Annotated in this window: 16 protein-coding genes; 2 read left to right on the top strand and 14 right to left on the bottom strand. The window is 60.5% G+C overall.

What is annotated here, in order from left to right; translation table 11 throughout:
• Positions 1 to 12 precede the first annotated feature (12 nt).
• The 7 genes from QD357_RS13090 to QD357_RS13120 all read right to left on the bottom strand — a co-directional run bounded on the left by QD357_RS13090 (position 13) and on the right by QD357_RS13120 (position 7,462).
• The gene (locus QD357_RS13090; protein ID WP_107106957.1) at positions 13 to 1,071 is read right to left on the bottom strand and encodes an enoyl-CoA hydratase/isomerase family protein; all 1,059 of its coding nucleotides are present in this window, start codon (positions 1,069 to 1,071) and stop codon (positions 13 to 15) included.
• 39 nt (positions 1,072 to 1,110) lie between these two features.
• The gene (locus tag QD357_RS13095; protein WP_414124463.1) at positions 1,111 to 2,706 is read right to left on the bottom strand and encodes a GMC family oxidoreductase; all 1,596 of its coding nucleotides are present in this window, start codon (positions 2,704 to 2,706) and stop codon (positions 1,111 to 1,113) included.
• A 162-nt stretch (positions 2,707 to 2,868) separates the two neighbouring features.
• On the bottom strand, positions 2,869 to 3,858 hold the full coding sequence (locus QD357_RS13100; RefSeq protein ID WP_107106956.1) for a branched-chain amino acid ABC transporter permease: 990 nt from the start codon (positions 3,856 to 3,858) through the stop codon (positions 2,869 to 2,871).
• 1 nt (position 3,859) lies between these two features.
• Entirely contained in the window at positions 3,860 to 4,747 is an 888-nt protein-coding gene (locus tag QD357_RS13105) for a branched-chain amino acid ABC transporter permease (protein WP_107106955.1), read from the bottom strand.
• 4 nt (positions 4,748 to 4,751) lie between these two features.
• A complete protein-coding gene (locus QD357_RS13110) occupies positions 4,752 to 5,453 on the bottom strand; it encodes an ABC transporter ATP-binding protein (protein WP_107106954.1) in 702 nt (233 codons plus the stop codon).
• 2 nt (positions 5,454 to 5,455) lie between these two features.
• Positions 5,456 to 6,238, bottom strand: coding sequence for an ABC transporter ATP-binding protein (locus tag QD357_RS13115; RefSeq protein ID WP_107106953.1), 783 nt, complete (start codon positions 6,236 to 6,238; stop codon positions 5,456 to 5,458).
• 15 nt (positions 6,239 to 6,253) lie between these two features.
• Positions 6,254 to 7,462, bottom strand: a complete 1,209-nt coding sequence (locus QD357_RS13120; protein ID WP_414124418.1) for an ABC transporter substrate-binding protein — start codon at positions 7,460 to 7,462, stop codon at positions 6,254 to 6,256.
• Between the two features lie 172 nt (positions 7,463 to 7,634).
• Here QD357_RS13120 and QD357_RS13125 point away from each other — a divergent pair, with 172 nt between their 5' ends.
• Entirely contained in the window at positions 7,635 to 8,552 is a 918-nt protein-coding gene (locus QD357_RS13125; RefSeq protein WP_107106951.1) for a LysR family transcriptional regulator, read from the top strand.
• A gap of 61 nt (positions 8,553 to 8,613) precedes the next feature.
• Here the strand turns inward: QD357_RS13125 and QD357_RS13130 are convergent, their stop codons facing one another.
• From QD357_RS13130 to QD357_RS13150, 5 genes are all read right to left on the bottom strand, one after another.
• A complete protein-coding gene (locus QD357_RS13130) occupies positions 8,614 to 10,575 on the bottom strand; it encodes a putative bifunctional diguanylate cyclase/phosphodiesterase (protein ID WP_107106950.1) in 1,962 nt (653 codons plus the stop codon).
• Positions 10,576 to 10,718: 143 nt separating this feature from the next.
• Positions 10,719 to 11,753, bottom strand: a complete 1,035-nt coding sequence (galE, locus tag QD357_RS13135) for a UDP-glucose 4-epimerase GalE (protein WP_107106949.1) — start codon at positions 11,751 to 11,753, stop codon at positions 10,719 to 10,721.
• Between the two features lie 192 nt (positions 11,754 to 11,945).
• Positions 11,946 to 13,112: a pyridoxal phosphate-dependent aminotransferase gene (locus tag QD357_RS13140; RefSeq protein ID WP_107106948.1), complete on the bottom strand. Its 1,167-nt coding sequence runs from the start codon at positions 13,110 to 13,112 to the stop codon at positions 11,946 to 11,948.
• A 143-nt stretch (positions 13,113 to 13,255) separates the two neighbouring features.
• Entirely contained in the window at positions 13,256 to 13,690 is a 435-nt protein-coding gene (gene mscL, locus QD357_RS13145) for a large conductance mechanosensitive channel protein MscL (protein ID WP_107106947.1), read from the bottom strand.
• A gap of 226 nt (positions 13,691 to 13,916) precedes the next feature.
• On the bottom strand, positions 13,917 to 14,519 hold the full coding sequence (locus QD357_RS13150) for a TetR/AcrR family transcriptional regulator (RefSeq protein WP_107106946.1): 603 nt from the start codon (positions 14,517 to 14,519) through the stop codon (positions 13,917 to 13,919).
• 143 nt (positions 14,520 to 14,662) lie between these two features.
• Between QD357_RS13150 and QD357_RS13155 the strand changes: the two genes are divergently transcribed.
• Positions 14,663 to 15,874: an MFS transporter gene (locus QD357_RS13155; RefSeq protein ID WP_107106945.1), complete on the top strand. Its 1,212-nt coding sequence runs from the start codon at positions 14,663 to 14,665 to the stop codon at positions 15,872 to 15,874.
• A 7-nt stretch (positions 15,875 to 15,881) separates the two neighbouring features.
• Here QD357_RS13155 and QD357_RS13160 read toward each other — a convergent pair whose 3' ends face one another.
• Positions 15,882 to 16,325, bottom strand: a complete 444-nt coding sequence (locus QD357_RS13160; RefSeq protein WP_414124419.1) for a YybH family protein — start codon at positions 16,323 to 16,325, stop codon at positions 15,882 to 15,884.
• A gap of 122 nt (positions 16,326 to 16,447) precedes the next feature.
• Positions 16,448 to 18,658 carry a 3-hydroxyacyl-CoA dehydrogenase NAD-binding domain-containing protein gene (locus QD357_RS13165; protein WP_107106943.1) on the bottom strand — a complete coding sequence of 737 codons (2,211 nt, stop codon included), beginning with the start codon at positions 18,656 to 18,658 and terminating at the stop codon, positions 16,448 to 16,450.
• Position 18,659 lies beyond the last annotated feature (1 nt).

Here is an 18,659-nt window from a genome sequence, read left to right on the forward strand (position 1 = left end):
CTCCCATTCTCTTTACATCGCGAAAAGCGGCGGCTGCGGCGGTACGAAGAAGCGATCGATGGCGGCATCTTCGACCTCGGCAAGGCTCGCCGGCGACCATTTCGGATTGCGGTCCTTGTCGATGACGGCTGCGCGAACGCCTTCGTAAAAGTCGGGATTATACAATATCCGCATGCAGGCGCCGAGTTCACGATCCAGGCATTCGGCGAGGTTTGCGCTATTGCGCCCGGCGCGCAGCAGCCGCAACGTCAGTTTCAGGCTGGTCGGCGAGCGCGTGCCGATGATCTGCAGGGTCTCGGCAGCGAAATCGCCCGCCTCCCGCGCCAGCGCCTCCTGAATGTCCTCGACAAGATCATAGGCCAGCGCCCGATCGATCATGTCGCGGTTGGCGGCCAGGCGGCTTTCGCCGGCGGAAATCGCCATGCCGGCAATCACCCCGTGCACATCGTCCGGCGATGCAGAACCGGGTAGCGCCCCGATCGCCTCGATCAGTGCGGAGAGATCGGAGGACGCAACACAATGATCGGCCAGCCGCGCATGGATCGCATCGGCCGCATGGATGGCGAGGCCGGTCAGGCCCATCCATGTGCCAGCTTCTCCGGGCGCTCGCGGCAAAAGCCAGGTAGCGCCGACATCGGGAAAATAGCCGATGCCGGTTTCCGGCATAGCGAGCCGGGTGCGCTCGGTGACGACGCGATGGCTGCCGTGCGAGGACAGTCCGACGCCGCCGCCCATCGTGATGCCGTCCATCAACGCCACATAGGGTTTGGGATAGCGGGCAATGGCATGGTTGAGGCGGAATTCCTCGCGCCAGAAGGTCTCGGCGTCTGCAGAGCCTCGTTTGCCGCTCTCATGCAACAGGCGGATATCGCCGCCGGCGCAGAAGGCGCGATCGCCCTCGCCCCTAACGATGACGCAGGCGATGGAAGGATCGGCGGCGAAATCATCAAGAGCCGATGCGATCGCCCGGATCATCGGCAACGTCAGGCTGTTCAGCGCCTGCGGCCGGTTGAGCCGGATGAGACCCGCCGATCCCCGACGTTCGATGATGACCTCGTCTATGCTGTCCATTCGAAACTCCCCATCCTACCTCCACTCATCAATAGGCGCTCAGCGGTTATCGGCAAGGATCATCTCCGCGGCTTTTTCGGCAATCATGATGGTCGGCGAATTGGTATTACCCGAGGTGATCGACGGCATGACGGAAGCATCGGCGATCCGAAGCCTTGCCAGCGCCCGAAACCGCAGCCGCGGATCGACCACGCTTTGCGGATCGCCGCCCATGCGGCAGGTGCCGACCGGATGAAAGATCGTCGTGCCGATATCGCCGGCGGCGCGCTCTAGATCGGCGTCAGTCTGATAGGATGGGCCGGGCTTGAATTCTTCCGGCTTGAACTTGGCGAATGACGGCTGCTCCACGATGCGCCGCGTCAGCCGGATGGAGCGCACGGCAATTTCGCGATCGCGCAATGCCGAGAGATAGTTGGGGCTGATCTTTGGCTGGGCTGTGAATTGGGGGCTCTGGATGTGCACAGAGCCGCGGCTCTCCGGCCTCAGGTTGCAGACGCTGGCGGTAATCGCCGGAAACGGATGGACGGGATCGCCGAACTTGTCGAGCGAGACCGGCTGCACATAGTATTGCAGGTCCGGGGTTTCCTTGTCGGGGCCGGAGCGGGTGAAGATGCCGAGTTGGCTCGGCGCCATCGCCATCGGTCCGGAGCGGCGCACGAGATATTCCAGACCGATCGCCGCCTTGCCGAAGAACTTCGTCGCCTTCTCGTTCAGCGTCGGCACGCCGGTCACTTTGTAGGCCATGCGCAGTTGCAGGTGATCCTGCAGGTTCTCGCCGATCGCCTTGACCTCCCGCACCACCTCGATGCCGGCCTGGCTCAATACGTCGCCGCGACCGAGACCGGATAGTTCAAGGATCTGCGGCGAGCCGATCGCGCCGGCGGAAAGCACCGTCTCCTTGTCCGCAAAAGCGCGTTTGGTCACGCCGTCATGCTGGAACTCGACACCGATGACGGCATCGTCCTCGATCAGCAGGCGGCGGACCTGGGCCTTGGTGAGAACGGTGAGATTGCCCTGTTTCAGCGCCGGCCGCAGGAAGGCCTTCGCGGTGTTCCAGCGAATGCCCGCGCGCTGGTTGACGTCGAAATAGCCGGAACCTTCATTATTGCCGCGATTGAAATCCGCTGTCTCGGGAATACCGGCTTCACGCGCGGCCGCCTGGAAAGCGTCGAGCACGGCCCAGCGCACGCGAGCCTTCTCGACTCGCCATTCGCCGCCGGCGCCATGCATCTCGTCCTTGCCTCTGTAGTAGTCTTCGGACTTCACGAAATAGGGCAATACATCGTCCCAGCCCCAGCCAGCGCAGCCGAGCTGCCGCCAGAGATCATAATCGCGTGCCTGGCCGCGCATATAGATCATGCCATTGATCGACGAGCTGCCGCCGAGCACCTTGCCGCGCGGATAGTTCAACGAGCGGCCGTTCAGCCCGGCTTCCGGCGCTGTTGTGAAGCACCAGTCGGTGCGGGGATTGTTGATGCAATAGAGATAGCCGACCGGGATGTGGATCCAGTGGTAATTGTCGCTGCCCCCCGCCTCCAGCAGCAGCACCCTGTTGTTGCGATCCGCCGACAGCCGGTTGGCAAGCACGCAGCCGGCACTGCCGGCGCCGATGATGATGTAGTCGAAGCGATCCATCTGCATGCCCCTCACCCTAACCCTCTCCCCGAGGGGAGAGGGGACCATTTCGGCATTTGCGCCGGCCACCGATCCGGTGAATTTCAGGAACAATTCCCCCTCTCCCCTCGGGGAGAGGGCTGGGGTGAGGGGGTGCATACCAAAAACGCATGGGCCTAATCTTTACCGCCGATACTCAAATCCCAGCTTCCGCCCCAGCCGCGAAGCGTAGAACTCGCCGATAATACCGCGGCGGAAGAGCAGGACGCAGACCATGAAGACGATGCCGGTGATGACGGTGACCGGGAATTCCGAGGTGGCGAGATAGTTTTCCAGCGTTGCCACGAAGCCGGCGCCGAAAAGCGGGCCGACCAACGTGCCGATGCCGCCGAGCAAGGTCATCAGGATCACCTCGCCCGACATCTGCCAGGCGACATCCGTGAGGGTCGCGAACTGGAAAACCAACGCCTTGACCGCACCCGCAAGCCCGGCAAGTGCGGCCGACATGACGAAGGCGCCGAGCTTGTAATGCGCTACGGAATAGCCGAGCGAAATCGCCCGCTGCTCATTTTCCCGGATCGATTTCAGGATCATGCCGAAGGGCGAATTGATGAAGCGCCAGATGATCAGCACGCCGATGATGAATACCGCCAGCACGAAATAGTACATGTTGAACGAATTGTTCAGATCGATGACGCCGAAGAGATAGCCGCGCGGCACCGACTGAATGCCATCTTCGCCCTGGGTGAACTTCGCCTGCAGGCAGAAGAAATAGAACATGTAAGAGAGCGCCAGCGTGATCATGGCGAAATAGATGCCCTGCCGGCGGATGGCGACGAAGCCCATGATCAGGCCAAGCAGCGCAGCGCCCGCAACGCCGATCAGAATGCCGAGTTCCGGCGGCACGCCCCATTCCTTCACGGTATACGCCGTGAAATAGGCCGCTCCACCGAAGAAGGTGGCATGGCCGAAGGAGAGAAGGCCGGTATAGCCGAGCAGCAGGTTGAAGGCGCAGGCGAACAGCGCGAAACAGAGCACCTTCATGACGAAGATGGGGTAGATGAAAAACGGCGCCCATATCAGCAGGACCAGGCCGACGACCAGAAAGGCCTTCTGGACTGATGGCGACGGGCGGCGGCTTTCGGATTTCAGCGTATCGGTCATATCAGCCATATCACGCATCCCGGCCAAAGAGGCCCGCGGGCCTGAGGAGCAGCACGATCGCCATGATCACGAAGATGACGATGTTGGATGCTTCCGGATAGAAAACCTTCGTTAGGCCTTCCGCGACACCGAGCACATAGCCGGTGATGATGGCACCCATGATMGAGCCCATGCCGCCGACGACCACCACCGCAAAGACGATGATGATCATGTTCGATCCCATCAGCGGCGAGACCTGATAGATCGGCGCGGCCAGCACGCCGGCAAGAGCGGCGAGCGCGACGCCGAAGGCATAGGTCAACGTCAGAAGCACCGGCACGTTGACGCCGAAGACCTGCACCAGCACCGAATTTTCGGTTGCGGCGCGCAGATAGGCGCCGAGCTTGGTCTTCTCGATCAGTAGCCATGTGCCGATGCAGACGATAAGCGACACGACGATCACCCAGCCGCGATAGATCGGCAGGAACATGAAGCCGAGATTGACCCCGCCCGCCAGCGCCGTCGGCACGGAGTAAGGCTGACCCGAAGAACCATAGAGATAGCGGAACGTGCCTTCGATGGTCAGCGCCATGCCGAAGGTAAAGAGCAGACCGTAGAGCGGATCGACCTTGTAGAGCCGGCGCAGGCACAGGCGCTCGACGACCGCGCCGAACAGGCCAACAATCAGCGGCGCCAGCACCAATGACGGCCAATAGCCGATGCCGGCATAGGCAAGCAGCAGATAGGCGGTAAAGGCGCCGAGCATGTAGAGCGCACCGTGGGCAAAATTGATCACCCGCAGCATGCCGAAGATGATCGCGAGCCCGAGGCTCAAGAGCGCATAGAAGGAACCGTTGATCAGCCCGATCAGCAATTGTCCGAGAAGCGCCTGCAGCGGGATGCCAAATATCATGGTCATGGCGTCAAACCCCCAGAACCTTGTGCAGCATGCCCATCCGCTCCGGCAATTCGCCGACTGGAAATTCCGAGACCATCTGGCCATGATCCATCAGATAGAAGCGGTCGGCAATGCGGCTGGCGAAGCGGAAGTTCTGCTCGACCAGCAGAATGGTCATGCCGCGCTCCTTCAGCTTCTTCAACACCTCGCCGATACGCTGGACGATGACGGGTGCCAGTCCCTCGGTCGGTTCGTCGAGCAGCAGCATCCGCACGCCGGTGCGCAGAATGCGGGCCATGGCGAGCATTTGCTGCTCGCCGCCGGAGAGTTTCGTACCGGGGCTGTTGCGGCGCTCGTACAGATTGGGAAACAGTTCGAAAATCTCGTCGACCGTCATCCCGCCCTGCGCGACGACCGGCGGCAGCATCAGGTTTTCATGAACGTTGAGCGTCGAGAAGATGCCGCGCTCCTCGGGCACGAAACCGATGCCGCGGTGCGCCGTCTTGTGCAGCGGCACCTGCATCATGTCGGCGCCGGCAAAGGCGATCCTGCCCTTGCGCGCCCGAACGATGCCGATGATGGTGCGCAGCGTCGTCGTCTTGCCGACGCCATTGCGGCCGAGAATGGTGATAGTTTCGCCCTCGCCGACGTTCATGTCGACGCCATGCAATATGTGGCTTTCGCCATACCAGGCATTGAGACCCTGGACTTCAAGCAGTGCCGCCATGCTCAAGCCTCCTCCGTGCCCATATAGGCCTCGCGGACGCGCGGGTCCTGGCTGACCGTGGCGTAATCGCCTTCGGCAAGGATTTCGCCACGCTGGAGCACCGTGACGTGATGGCAGATATCGGCGACGACGGAGAGATTGTGTTCCACCATCAGCACCGCCCGGTCGCGCGCGACGTCGCGGATGATGGCGGAGACGGTGTTGACGTCCTCCAGCCCCATGCCGGCCATCGGCTCGTCGAGCAGCAGCACCTTGGGATCAAGCGCCAAGGTCGTCGCAATCTCCAGCACGCGCTTGCGGCCATAGGAGAGATCGGCCGCGATGGCGTCGCGCTCCTTCGTCAGACCGACCGCTGCCAGCAATTGCTCGGCGCGATCGTCAAGGCTCGCCAGCGCCGAKATCGGCCGCCAGAATTGATGTGCCAGATTGTTCGGCCGCTGCAGGGCGACACGGACATTGTCGAGCACGGAAAGATGCGGAAAGACGGCCGAAATCTGGAACGAGCGCACCAGCCCCATGCGCGCCACCTTGTCCGGCTTCGTCCTGGTAATGTCGGTGCCGAGCAACGTGATCGTGCCATGCGTCGGCTGCAGGAACTTKGTCAGGAGATTGAACACCGTCGTTTTGCCGGCGCCGTTCGGGCCGATCAGGGCATGCACGCGGGCATGGCGCACATCGAGATCGACATTCTTGACGGCCGTGAAGCCGCCAAAATCGCGTCGGAGGCCGCGGGCGGATAAAACCACCCGTGGCTCTTCCTGTTTCTCTGTCGCAGAGATCGCCATCGGCTGATCGCAAACTTACTGCTTGACGAGATCGCAGCCGCTCTTGGCTGGATCGATGTAGGCTTCCTTGCCGGGAATCGTTGCCAGCACGTTGTAGTAATCCCACGCCCCCTTGCTCTCCTCAGGCTTCTTGACCTGAAGAAGGTACATGTCGTGGATCATACGGCCGTTAGGCCCGACCGTGCCGCCGCGGCCGAAGACGTCGTCGACCGGCATTTCGTGCAGCTCCTTGGCGACCGCTTCGGTATCGTCGGTGCCGGCCTTCTGCACGGCCTTCAGATATTGCAGCACGGCGGAATAGGTGCCGGTGTGGATCATGTTCGGCATCTTGCCGGTGCGATCGAAGAAGCGCTTGCCGAACTTGCGGCTTTCATCGTCGCGGTTCCAATAATAGCCTTCGGTCAAGGTCAGACCTTGGGCCGCCTGCAGGCCGAGACCATGAACTTCGGCGAGCGTGAAGAGCAGCGCCGCCAGATGCTGGCCGCTCTGGGTGATGCCGAATTCCGACGCCTGCTTGATGGCGTTCGAGGTGTCGAGACCGGCATTGGCAAGGCCGATGACCTTGGCGCCTGACGATTGCGCCTGCAGCAGGAAGGACGAGAAGTCGTTGGTCGACAGCGGATGGCGGACGGAGCCTAGAACCTTACCGCCGCTCGCCTTGACGAAATCGCTGGTCTGCTGTTCCAGCKAATAGCCGAAAGCGTAGTCGGCGGTCAGGAAGAACCAGGTATCGCCACCCTGCTTGACGAGCGCGCCGCCGGTGCCGACGGCCAGTGCATGCGTGTCATAGGCCCAATGGAAACCATAGGGCGAGCATTGCTTGCCAGTGAGATCGGTCGTCGCCGCGCCGGTGACGATATCGATCTTCTTCTTTTCCTTGGCGATCGCCTGCACGGCCAGCGCGACGGACGAGGTCGTCAGCTCCATGATGGCATCAACCTTGTCGGTGTCATACCATTGGCGAGCGATGTTCGAGGCGATATCGGGCTTGTTCTGATGGTCGGCATCGACGATCTCGATCGGTACGCCCAGCACCTTGCCGCCGAAATCCTCGACGGCCATCTTTGCCGCCTCCACCGAGGACTTGCCGCCGAAGTCGGCATAGACACCCGACTGGTCATTCAGGATGCCGATCTTCACCACACCGTCGGACGCGCCAGCGGCGAACGCTGAAGTACCGGTTGCAAGCAGAAGTGCCAGGGATGCAATGAGACTCTTTCGCATATCCTCTCCTCCCAGAGATTTTGGCAAAAACGAATCTGTTCAAAATTGGCCAGCCGTTATCCTCAAAACGACTTTCCCGGCCGTCAAGATCATTGAAATCCTGCGTTGACGCAAGTGAAGTTTACAATTAATTCCAAACAGTATCTGTTCATTTTTGAACAGAAAGGAAGAGATGAAGACCGCGCCGCATTTCACCTGGGACGATCTGCAGTTTTTTCTGGCGGTGGCCCGGACCGGCCAGCTTTCGACCGCCGCCCGGCAATTGCGCACCAGCCACGCCACCGTCTCGCGCCGCATCGACCGGCTGGAATTTGCGCTACAGGTCAAGCTTTTCGAGCGCAATCCACGCGGCTATATGCTGACGGGCATGGGTCAACGCTTCGTGGATACGGCCGAGCGGATGGAGCAGGAAACGGAGCGGCTGCGGTCGGATCTAACGGCCGGCTCAGCCGCACAGCGCGGCGTGGTGCGGATCAGCGCGCCGGAAGGTTTTTCGAATTTCTTCTTCACCACCATGCTTTCGGAGTTCAGCGCGCGGTATCCGAACATTTCGCTGGAATTGGTGACGATCCAGCAGATCATGTCGCTATCGCGCAAGGAGGCCGATATCGTCATCGTGCTCGATCCGCCAAAGGCTGGCCCTTATTTCACCGAGAAACTGACCGACTACCATCTGCAGGTCTACGGATCACAGGATTACCTCGCCAGCCACCCGCCGGTGAAGAGCCGCGATGATCTGCCGGAGCATGCGTTCATCGGCTACATCGAAGACATGATCTTTGCGCCCGGCCTCGATTATCTCGGCGACATCCATCCGCGCATCAAACCGCAATTCCAGAGTTCCAGCATCTTTGCGCAGTTGACGGCGACCAAGAACGGGCTTGGGCTCTGCGTCCTGCCATTCTTCATCGCGAGCCGGCATCCGGACCTGCAGATGGTGCTGCCCGATGAAGTCGATCTGAAACGCCATTATTGGATCACCTGCCACCGCGACCTCAGGCAATCGCCGCGCGTGCGCACCGTCATCGATTTTCTGGTGGATGCCGTGCATCGCAACGCACCGGCCTTTCTTGGGCATGCGCCGGCTTAAAGCCGGTTCAGAGCCGCTMTATCTCACGCCATTCCGGATGGAAAATCTCTACGCTTTTCCTCTAGGCGTTTGCCACGCGTCGCGCTGCAATGCCGCTCTCGCTCGCTTCGGCAAAAGCGATCGCGTCGTGCAAGCGCAGCGGCCTGGAAAAATGATAGCCCTGCGCCAGCCGCACGCCGAAAGCATGCAACGCCTCGCCGATCGCAGCGCTCTCGACGCCTTCGGCGACAGAGACGATGCCGAGATTACGGCAGAGATTAGCGACCGAGCGGGTGATATTCATGCAGCGGACGTCGCGATCGAACTGCATGACGAAGCTCTTGTCGATCTTGATCTTGTCGAATTCCAGCCGGTGGACGTGGCTGAGGCTGGAAAAGCCGGTGCCGAAGTCGTCAAGCGCGATGGTAATGCCGGCGGTGCGAAGAAGGCTGATGACCTCGTAAGCCGTGTCGAAGTCCGAGAGCAATGCCGTCTCGGTGATCTCGAATTCGATACGGCGCGGATCGATCTTGGCGCCATGAATCATGCCAAGCAGGGCCATCGAAGTCTCATGGTCGCAGATATCGCGGGCCGAGAGATTGAAGGACATCCGCAGCGGCAGCGGCATGATAGACAGTGCCTGCAACGCCTCGGCAAAGAGGATGCGAGTCATCTTGCCGATCATTGCAGTGCGTTCGGCGGCGGGGATGAATGCATTGGGGTTGACGCGTCCGAGGCGGGCGCTGTTCCACCGCGCCAGGGCCTCGAAGCCGACGACATGGCCATCATCGAGATCGATGATCGGCTGGTATTCCAGCGACAATTCCCTCGCGAAATTATCGCCCTGCAATTCCAGCTCKATCAGGTGCCGTTGCTGCAGGATTTCTTCGAGATCGTGGGAGAAGAACTCGACACTGCCGCTGCGGCGGCTCTTGACCTGATAGAGGGCGAAGTCTGCCTTTTCGTATAGCTGCTCCGCCGTATGGCCGCCGCCCTCCGGAACGACGATGCCGCAGGAGCCGGAAATGCGGATGGAACCACCCGGGACATCGTAGGGCTCGCGCAGCGCTGCGCAGAAAGCCTGCCCCAACTCGGAGACGCAGTTGCGGTCGAGATCGCTTGGAAAAATCACGCCGAATTCGTCTCCGCCGAGGCGCGCAATGGTGCCCTTGCCGTCCATCAAAGCCACGAAACGTTCGGCCGTCTCCTTCAACACGAGATCGCCGGCGGCATGGCCAAAGACGTCGTTGACCGGCTTGAAGCCATCGAGATCGACAAGACCGACGATGGGCGGCTCTTCCGGCCGTTGCTGCAACAGATCCTGCAATTCGCGAAAGAAGCTGCGACGATTGGCGAGACCGGTCAGTTGATCCTGCATTGCGTTGCGGCTGTTGATGAGATTCAGCCGCTCGGCTTCCGCCTGCTTGTCGCCAAGTTCCTCCGTCAGCCGCACCAGCCCGGCAAAGTTCCGGAAATAGCTATTGATGACGCGGACAAAGGGGAAGGAGAGAAAGATGACGCTGGTCGCCGTCGCCACGAACACGGAATTGCCGGAGAACATGAAGGTGACGACCATGAAGGAAAAGGTGATCGCCGTTGTCAGCAGGGCAGCGGCCGGCAAATGCATCAGGCAGAAGACGCAGGAGATGCCCGTCACCACAAGGAAATAGGAAATCTGCCCCTGCTGATAGGCATTGCCATATTGATAGAGCGCGACGGCCCAACTGCCGAAAGCAAGGGTCAGTACGCCGGCGAGTACGACCGTTCGGCGCATCACGCTATAGGCTCGATCCGCGCTGACGGGATCCTGGCTATGCATATGCCACCACATAATGCGGAAAATGCAGAGGATGCTCAGGCTGACAGGCACGTAAAGTGCCAGCCACATCGGTGCGGTGTGGATATGGGTGGCCGCGACGGCCAGGGCGTTGATGATCAGAAGAATATAAAGGACCGGTATCTGTGACGACAGCGCCTTATATTGCGCCACCATAAACGCCGGGTTCTCTTTCTGTAGGCCCAGGCCTGAAAGCAAGTTCCTCATGGCTTCTTTCCCCCACACATACAAAACCACAAAAAACTTGATTTTCGGTTATTTTTATTGGGAAATATTACCAAGGATTGCTGAATACTTTGCATTTCTACCCAGGCATCAAAATATAGAACGCGCTTCCAACGTAAGAGACCTTAGATGCTTGGTGCTGCGAACACCTTCAGCAAGCCGCTGGCTTCGAAACCGGATCTGTGGGCGAGGTAGTTTTCCCACTCCAGCGACGAGCGCACGATGGTCTCCATACAATTGTATTTCGGTACCCAGCCGAGTTCGCGATGGGCGAGCGTGGTGTCGGCGACGACGCTGGCGGCATCGCCCGGTCGGCGCGGCGCCATATGTATCCTGAACGAGCGGCCATAGACCCGCATGACCATGTTCAGAACGTCGAGCACAGAATAGCCCATGCCATAACCGCAATTGGCGACCAGCGGCCCGCCGCCGCTTCTCAGGTGTTGCAGCGCCATCATATGCGCTTCGGCGAGATCGGAGACATGGATGTAGTCACGCACGCCGGTGCCGTCATGTGTCGGATAGTCGGTGCCGTAGATATCCACCTGGCGGCGGCGGCCGAGGGCCGCTTCGCAGGCTACCTTCACAAGATGTGTGGCACCGTCGGTCGATTGGCCGGCCCTGCCCTTCGGATCGGCACCGGCGACGTTGAAATAGCGGAGTGCCACATAGCTAAAATCGTAAGCGGCGGCGGCATCGCGCAGCATCCATTCCGACATCAGCTTGGATTGTCCGTAGGGTGTTTCCGGCCTGAGCGGCGCGTCTTCCCGCACCGGCTCTCCGGAGGGCTGCGGGCCGTAGACGGCAGCGGTGGAGGAGAAGACGAAATGGCGAATACCGGCCTTGATCGCCGCACTCATCAGGATGCGGGTTTTGCAGGTGTTGTTGTCGTAATAGGCCAGCGGATCTTCGATCGACGCCGGCACGACGGCGGAGCCGGCGAAATGAATGACGGCGTCGATATCATTTTCGGCGAAGATTTTCTCCAGCAGCACTTCATCGGCGACATCGCCGAAATAGAAGCGTGCCGCCGGCGCGACTGCCCAGCGAAAACCGGTGGAAAGACGGTCGATGACGACCACATCCTCGCCGGCGTCCAGCAATTTCCAGACCATATGGCTGCCGATATACCCGGCACCGCCTGTCACCAACACTGTCATTCTTCGCGTCCCTGCAAAGTCGTACAGGCACCATATGAGGCCGGGTTTCTTACGGATTTGATTAAAAGAAGAGACCGAGCGGGCTGCCGCGAAGGGAAGATTGTTCCTATGGTTAGGCAGGGTTTTCGGGGATTGGTCGAATTTTATCGAATGGCGGAAAATGCCTTCGCCCCAATGGGACGAAGGTAAATACTACAAGCTCAGGATATAGCGGCTCAGCCGTTCCGCAGCATCCGCCACCTGTGCAGGATCACGCAGGAAGCAGGCGCGCATGAAGAGTTCGCCGCCCTTGCCGAAGGCCGTTCCGGGCGCCAGGCCGACGCCGGTCTTGTCGACGATATCGAGAGCAGCCTTGCGGCTGTCGGTGACGCCGTCGATCTTCAGGAAGGAATAGAGCGCGCCATCCGGCTTCAGCGTGTGGACGCGGTTGGTGGCGATCAGCGCGTCGCAGAGGATATCACGCGAACGGGCGGCCTTGGCGATGTTGGAGCGGACAAAATCGTCGCCTTCGTTCAGTGCGGCAACGGCGCCCTTCTGCATGAACTGCGCCACGCCGGAGGTCGAGTATTGCACGAGGTTTTCGATCACCTGGCCGAGTTCGGGGGGCGCCACGATCCAGCCGACGCGCCAGCCGGTCATCGACCAGTTCTTCGAGAAGGAGTTGACGAACAGGATCTTGTCATCCGCCTCCTTGACATCGAGGAAGGAGGGCGCCCGGCCGCCGGCATAATAATAGAGCGCGTAGATCTCGTCGGCCATGATCCAGAGACTGTGCTCCCGGGCGAGCGCCAGAATATCCCTGAGGTCCTGATGCGTCGCCGTCCAGCCGGTCGGGTTCGATGGCGTATTGATGAAGAGACCTTTGGTTTTCGGCGTGATCGCCGCCTTCAGACGCTCAAGATCAAGCGTCCATTTGCCGTTTTCGAACTGCAGCGGCACCGCGACCGAGCGGGCGCCGGCGATCTCGAGCGCAGCCGCAATATTCGGCCAGGCCGGTGACAGATAGATCATTTCATCGCCGGGCGAGGTGATCGCCTGCACCGAGAGCTGGATCGCCTGCATGCCGGAACCGGTGACGTAGAAATGCTCCATCGGCAGAGACACGCCGAAATGCCGCGTATAGTAGTCGGAGAGCGCTTGGCGTAGCTCCGGGATGCCGCGCTGCCAGGTGTAGAAGGTTTCGCCGGCGTTGAGCGACGCCATGGTGGCGCGGTTGATGAAATCCGGCGTCGGCAGATCGCCCTCGCCAACCCAGAGCGGCAGCAGGCCATCGCGCCCACGGGCATAGTTCACGACTTCCACGATCCCGCTTTCGGGCGCAGTCAGAGCACGCGGGCTGAGGCTATCCAATATCGACATGCAAAGTCTCCGGTTTTCGCCTTCTTAGAGCAATTCGGCKGGCAAATCCCATGACTTTGACTKAGCGACCAATCGATTTTCGTGATGAATGAGCCCCKACCTTTGATAGGCCGAGGCTTGGAGACAGGAATCTGAAAAATGCCTTAGGCCGCGGGGCGCTTGGCCAAGAGATCACGGATTTCGGTGAGCAACTGCACATCGGCCGGCGGCGGTGCAGCTTCGGCTGCCTTCTCTTCCTTACGAGCGACCTGCTTTTGCAGCGCGTTCACACCCTTGACCATCAGGAAGATGATCCAGGCGAGGATGAGGAAATTGATAAGGACGGTGATGAAACTGCCGTAGGCGAAAACGGCGCCCTGCGCGCGGGCCGCAGCCAGCGATGGCGCATTGACGTTGGCTGAGAGCGGGAGGAAATAATTCGAAAAGTCGAAGCCGCCAAAAACCGCGCCGACGATCGGCATGATGATATCGTCCACCAGCGACTTGACGATACCGCCGAAGGCGCCACCAATGATCACGCCGACTGCGAGATCCATGACGTTGCCACGGGCGATGAATGCCTTGAATTCATTGAGCATCGAAGGTCCCCTTTGCGTTGCCATTGAATTTAATCGGCAACCATTAGCATCATCTTTGCCGGTGTTCTTCAATAGCGAAATAGCGCGACGGAGACATCGACGCTGCATATCCCAAGGGAATCACTGACCGCAGCTTTTTTCGCAGGCGATGCCGGCTTGCTTGTTGTCCAGTTGCGGACAGTGCAGGCTCAACCAGCGGGAGAAACGAATTCCATCAAGGAAGTCGTCAGACGCCGGACACATCAGCCGTTATTTCCGCAATTTCAGGACTTGCCGCAACCTTCGGCATGACCCGAGAGATCAGGCCATGAATATAGTCGTTGCTCGGCACCTGATCGAAGAGAATACGGTACATGATCGGCGAGATGACGAAGTCCATCAGTTCGGTGAGTGTCGGAAACGCCTCACCCTGTTCTTCCGCCCGGGCGACGATCACGCGCAATTGCTGCTGCGTATAGCCCGAGCACTTCTCTGCATTCGCAGTGTCGGATACCGCGAGGATATCGCGGATCATCTGCCGGCCGGCGCCGGAGGACATTTCGTCGGCATATTGCTCGGCCCAGGCCTGCAGGTCCATCCAGGCGCTGCCGGTTTTGAGCGGCTCCGTTTCCGGCTGCAACCGCGAGGCAGAAACATCTGCCAGCAGCTCCTGCAAATCGCCCCAGCGGCGATAGATTGTCGATGGCGTCACATTGGCGCGCTGCGCAATGAGCGGGATCGTCACGTCTGCGCGCTCCATCCTGGCCAACATCTCGCGCACCGCCTGATGCACCGCCGCCTGCACCCTGGCACTGCGCCCGCCGGGACGCGGATTTTCTTTTGAAGCCATAGATTTATGCCAATCTTTCCCTTTGTCGCTGTTATCGCATAGGAAGCGTCTACACGTTGCTAACGCAAATTATTTGCTTTTAGCCATGCGGCACCCTACATGTGCTTAACGCAACTTTTTTGCTTTAAGCCAGGATATAATCGATGACCACGATGGATTCCACCGCCAATTCGCCGCGGGCGGCTGGCCGGCGATTAGCACCGCTCTTTCACGCCGCCACCAGCGCCACCTTCTTTGCCGCCTCCTCTGCGCCGACACCGCTCTATCGAATTTACCAGCAGGTTTTCGCCTTCTCGCCGGTGCTGATCACGGTGATCTTCGCCGTCTATGCCTTCGCGCTCCTCATTTCGCTTCTGATCGTCGGCTCGATTTCCGATCATCTGGGACGACGGCCGGTTATCTTTGCCTCGCTCATCCTCAATATGGTGGCGATGGCGCTGTTTTTAATGGCCGACGGTCCAAATTGGCTGATTGCCGCACGCATCGTGCAAGGCTTCGCCACGGGTGCGGCAGCAAGCTCGATCGGCGCCGCCCTCGTCGATCTCGATCCGATCAAGGGATCGATCACCAACAGTCTTGCGCCGCTTACCGGCATGGCGATCGGAGCCCTCGGCACGAGCCTGCTGGTCCAATTCGCCCCGACGCCGACCCTGCTCGTCTATATCGTTATGCTTGCTCTGCTGGCCCTGCAGGCGGTGCTGCTCTGGCTGGTGCCGGAGACGACACGCCGGCGGAGCGGGCTGCTCGCATCGCTGAAACCGGAAGTCGCCGTTCCACAACAGGTGCGCCGGACGCTGCTGGCGCTGACGCCGATCAACGTCGCCGTCTGGGCGCTCGGCGGCTTCTATCTGTCGCTGGTGCCCTCACTGGTCAGCGCGACGACCGGCAGCACGGCGCCGCTAGTCGGCGGCTCCGTGGTCGCAGCCTTGACGATCAGCGGTGCGGCGGCCGTGTTCCTGCTGCGCAAGAGATCTGCCGCCACGGCCATGACGTTGGGTATACCCAGCATGACGCTCGGCATATTGACCGTCATCGCCGGCGTGCATGCGGCGCAGGTGTCGATCCTTGCCTTGGGAACGCTGATCGCTGGCGCCGGCTTCGGGGCGACCTTCCTCGGCACAGTTAGAAGCATCATGCCATTGGCCAAGCCGGACGAGCGCGCCGGCCTACTTTCGGCCTTCTACATCCAAAGCTACCTCGCCTTCAGCCTGCCTGCCATCCTGGCCGGGTTCCTGTCAAAGGCGGTCGGGTTCACGGCAACGACGGATATTTATGCGGCCGCCATTCTGGCCCTGATCATCTGCGGCGTGCTGGCGCTGAAGGCAGGACGGGAGAAGGTCACGGCGTCAGCCTAACCTGGGATTACGGCTTCAGCCCAAGTTCCGCCAATCCGCTGCCGTCCATGGCGAAGGGGACCGATGTGTGATCATGGGCGATCTTCCAGACACCGGCTTCCTTTCTGAGGCCAAGCGTCTCGCGGAACCAGAGGTCGACCTTGGTGCCATCAATCTTGGTGCCCAGCATGTGCGTCAGGCCGCTCCAGAAAGCGATATCCCCGCCGATCGTCAGCTTCTGGTCTTCGACATCGCCTTCGATCGGCCCCTGCCAAGTGTCGAACCAGCCCTGCAGGCTAGGTTGATCCTTGCCCTTATATTGCAGCGGCGGCGCCAGGGTGAATTCCACGATGTCGTCGTTCAGATGCGACAGGACGCCGGCGGCGTCCTTTTCGCCGATCGCCGTCGCCCAAGCGACAAGCACGGCAAAGATGGCGTCGGCCTCTTCGCGGTTTCCAATAATTTCGGCCATTACTTCTCTCCTCTGTGCAATGGAACTAAACAGAGGACGAATGGAAAAGGCCGCTCCCGACAGGAGCGGCCTATTATTTTCCGGAAATTGTCCAGCATGTTCTCTTTCGAGAGAACGCCCTCTTATGCCGCTGTTTTCACGCCATACGGGTCAAATCGCCCATAAAACGTCTCGCCCTTCGCCGCCATATCCTTCAGCAGCGCCGTGGGCTTGAACTGCCGTCCGTAAGCTTTAGCCAACGTTTCGCAGAGCTCCACGAAGGCTTTGACGCCCATTCCGTCGATGTAGGAGAGCGCGCCGCCGGTGTAGGGGGCGAAGCCGAAGCCGAGGATGGAGCCGACATCGGCCTCGCGCGGATCGGTGACGATGCCCTCTTCCATAGTCCGCGCGGCCTCCAGCGCGATGGTGGCAAGGAAGCGCTGCTTCAGGACGTTGACGTCGACCTCCTCGGCCTTCTTCTGCGGATAGAGGTCCTTCAGGCCCGGCCAGAGCGACTTCTTGCCGGGCTTCGGCGGATAATCGTAAAAGCCCTTGGAATTCTTGCGGCCGAAGCGGCCTTCGCCTTCCACCAGGCGCGTGACCAACTGCATGTGCCTGACATCAACAGCCTTGTCGCCGAGATCGGCGACGGCGGCCTTGAGGATCTTCAGCGACAGGTCGATGGCGACTTCGTCGTTGAGCGCCAACGGCCCGACCGGCATGCCCGCCATCTTGGCGGCATTTTCAATCATTGCCGGCGGCACGCCTTCGATCAGCATGTCATAGGCTTCCGACATGTAGCGCAGCACGCAGCGATTGACGAAGAAGCCGCGGGTGTCGTTGACGACGATCGGGGTCTTCTTGATAGCGGCGACGTAGTCGAGCGCGACGGCAAGGGCGCGGTCGCCCGTCTCCTTACCAAGAATGACTTCGGTCAGCAGCATCTTCTCGACCGGAGAGAAGAAATGGATGCCGATGAAATCAGCCGGGCGTTTGGAATTCTTCGCGAGACCGGTGATCGGCAGGGTCGAGGTGTTGGTGGCAAAGACGGCGCCCGCAGGCAGCACCGCTTCAACGGCCTCGATGACCGCCTTCTTCACATCACGATCCTCGAAGACCGCCTCGATGACGAGATCGGCATCGCTGAGATCGGCATAGTCGGCCGAAGGCGTGATGCAGGCAAGCAGTGCCGCGCCCTCGTCAGACGTAATCCGTCCCTTACCGATGGATTCCTTCACCAGACCTTCCGCGACCGTCTTGCCCTTACCGGCCGCTTCCATATCGCGATCGATGAGGGTGACGGCGATACCGGCGGCTGCGGTGACATAGGCGATCGAGGCGCCCATGAAGCCGGCACCGACGACGCCCACCTTCTTCAGCTCCGTCTTCGGCTGCCCGGCAGGGCGGCGAGCGCCCTTGCCGAGTTCCTGCATGGAGATGAACAGCGAGCGGATCATCGAAAAGGCTTCGGTCGTCTGCAGCACCTGCGTGAAATAGCGCTGCTCGATCTTCAGGCCGGTGTCGAAAGGCACCTGCAGGCCTTCGTAGACACATTTGAGGATGGCGAGCGCGGCCGGATAGTTGCCCGACGTCTCACGACGAAGGATGGCCGGGGCAGCCGGCCAAAGCTGCGCGGCAGCCGGCGTCCAGATACCGCCGCCGGGCACCTTGAAACCCTTTTCATCCCAGGGAGCGACAGGCTTCAGCCCATCCTTGATCATCTGCTTGGCGGCCGGAATAAGCTGATCCGGCTCGACCACCTGATGCACGAGGTTCATGGCCTTGGCGCGCGCCGCCGTCAGCGATTGACCCGTTGTCATCATCTGCAGCGCCGACTGCGCATCGGTCAGCCGCGCCACGCGCTGGGTGCCGCCCGCTCCGGGGAAAATACCGACCTTGACCTCGGGCAGCGCCATCTTGACGCCCTTGGCATTGGAAGCAACGCGGCCGTGACAGGCGAGCGACATCTCCAGCGCACCGCCCATGCAGGTGCCGTTGATCGCGGAAACCCAGGGCTTGCCGCAAGTCTCGAGCTTACGGAACAGGCCGGTCATGCGGCCGACGAGATCGAACAGCTTTTGCGCCGCCGTCGCCGGATCCTTCGCCTTCTCGTCCTGATAGACGGAGAAGAGCGATTTGATCATCGACAGATCGGCTCCGCCGGAAAAAGAGGATTTTCCGGAAGTAATGACCACGCCTTTGATCGCCTTGTCGGCAACGGTCGCATCGATGATGGCGTTCAGTTCCTCCAACACCTCGCCGGTAAAGACGTTCATCGATTTGCCGGGCATGTCCCAGGTGACGAGTGCGATGCCGTCTGCATCGGTCTCGATGGTGAAATTCGTATAAGCCATT

The sequence above is a fragment of the Rhizobium sp. BR 317 genome, assembly GCF_047445835.1.
Classification (GTDB): Bacteria; Pseudomonadota; Alphaproteobacteria; order Rhizobiales; family Rhizobiaceae; genus Rhizobium; species Rhizobium paranaense.

What these genes read in the sequence shown, in the direction of transcription:
- QD357_RS13140 (WP_107106948.1), bottom strand. Translation starts at nt 13,112, where the DNA reads ATGTCGATATTGGATAGCCTCAGCCCGCGTGCTCTGACTGCGCCCGAA.
- QD357_RS13150 (WP_107106946.1), bottom strand. Translation starts at nt 14,519, where the DNA reads ATGGCTTCAAAAGAAAATCCGCGTCCCGGCGGGCGCAGTGCCAGGGTG.
- QD357_RS13095 (WP_414124463.1), bottom strand. Translation starts at nt 2,706, where the DNA reads ATGGATCGCTTCGACTACATCATCATCGGCGCCGGCAGTGCCGGCTGC.
- QD357_RS13110 (WP_107106954.1), bottom strand. Translation starts at nt 5,453, where the DNA reads ATGGCGGCACTGCTTGAAGTCCAGGGTCTCAATGCCTGGTATGGCGAA.
- QD357_RS13125 (WP_107106951.1), top strand. Translation starts at nt 7,635, where the DNA reads ATGAAGACCGCGCCGCATTTCACCTGGGACGATCTGCAGTTTTTTCTG.
- galE (WP_107106949.1), bottom strand. Translation starts at nt 11,753, where the DNA reads ATGACAGTGTTGGTGACAGGCGGTGCCGGGTATATCGGCAGCCATATG.
- QD357_RS13160 (WP_414124419.1), bottom strand. Translation starts at nt 16,325, where the DNA reads ATGGCCGAAATTATTGGAAACCGCGAAGAGGCCGACGCCATCTTTGCC.
- mscL (WP_107106947.1), bottom strand. Translation starts at nt 13,690, where the DNA reads ATGCTCAATGAATTCAAGGCATTCATCGCCCGTGGCAACGTCATGGAT.
- QD357_RS13155 (WP_107106945.1), top strand. Translation starts at nt 14,663, where the DNA reads ATGACCACGATGGATTCCACCGCCAATTCGCCGCGGGCGGCTGGCCGG.
- QD357_RS13090 (WP_107106957.1), bottom strand. Translation starts at nt 1,071, where the DNA reads ATGGACAGCATAGACGAGGTCATCATCGAACGTCGGGGATCGGCGGGT.
- QD357_RS13165 (WP_107106943.1), bottom strand. Translation starts at nt 18,658, where the DNA reads ATGGCTTATACGAATTTCACCATCGAGACCGATGCAGACGGCATCGCA.
- QD357_RS13100 (WP_107106956.1), bottom strand. Translation starts at nt 3,858, where the DNA reads ATGGCTGATATGACCGATACGCTGAAATCCGAAAGCCGCCGCCCGTCG.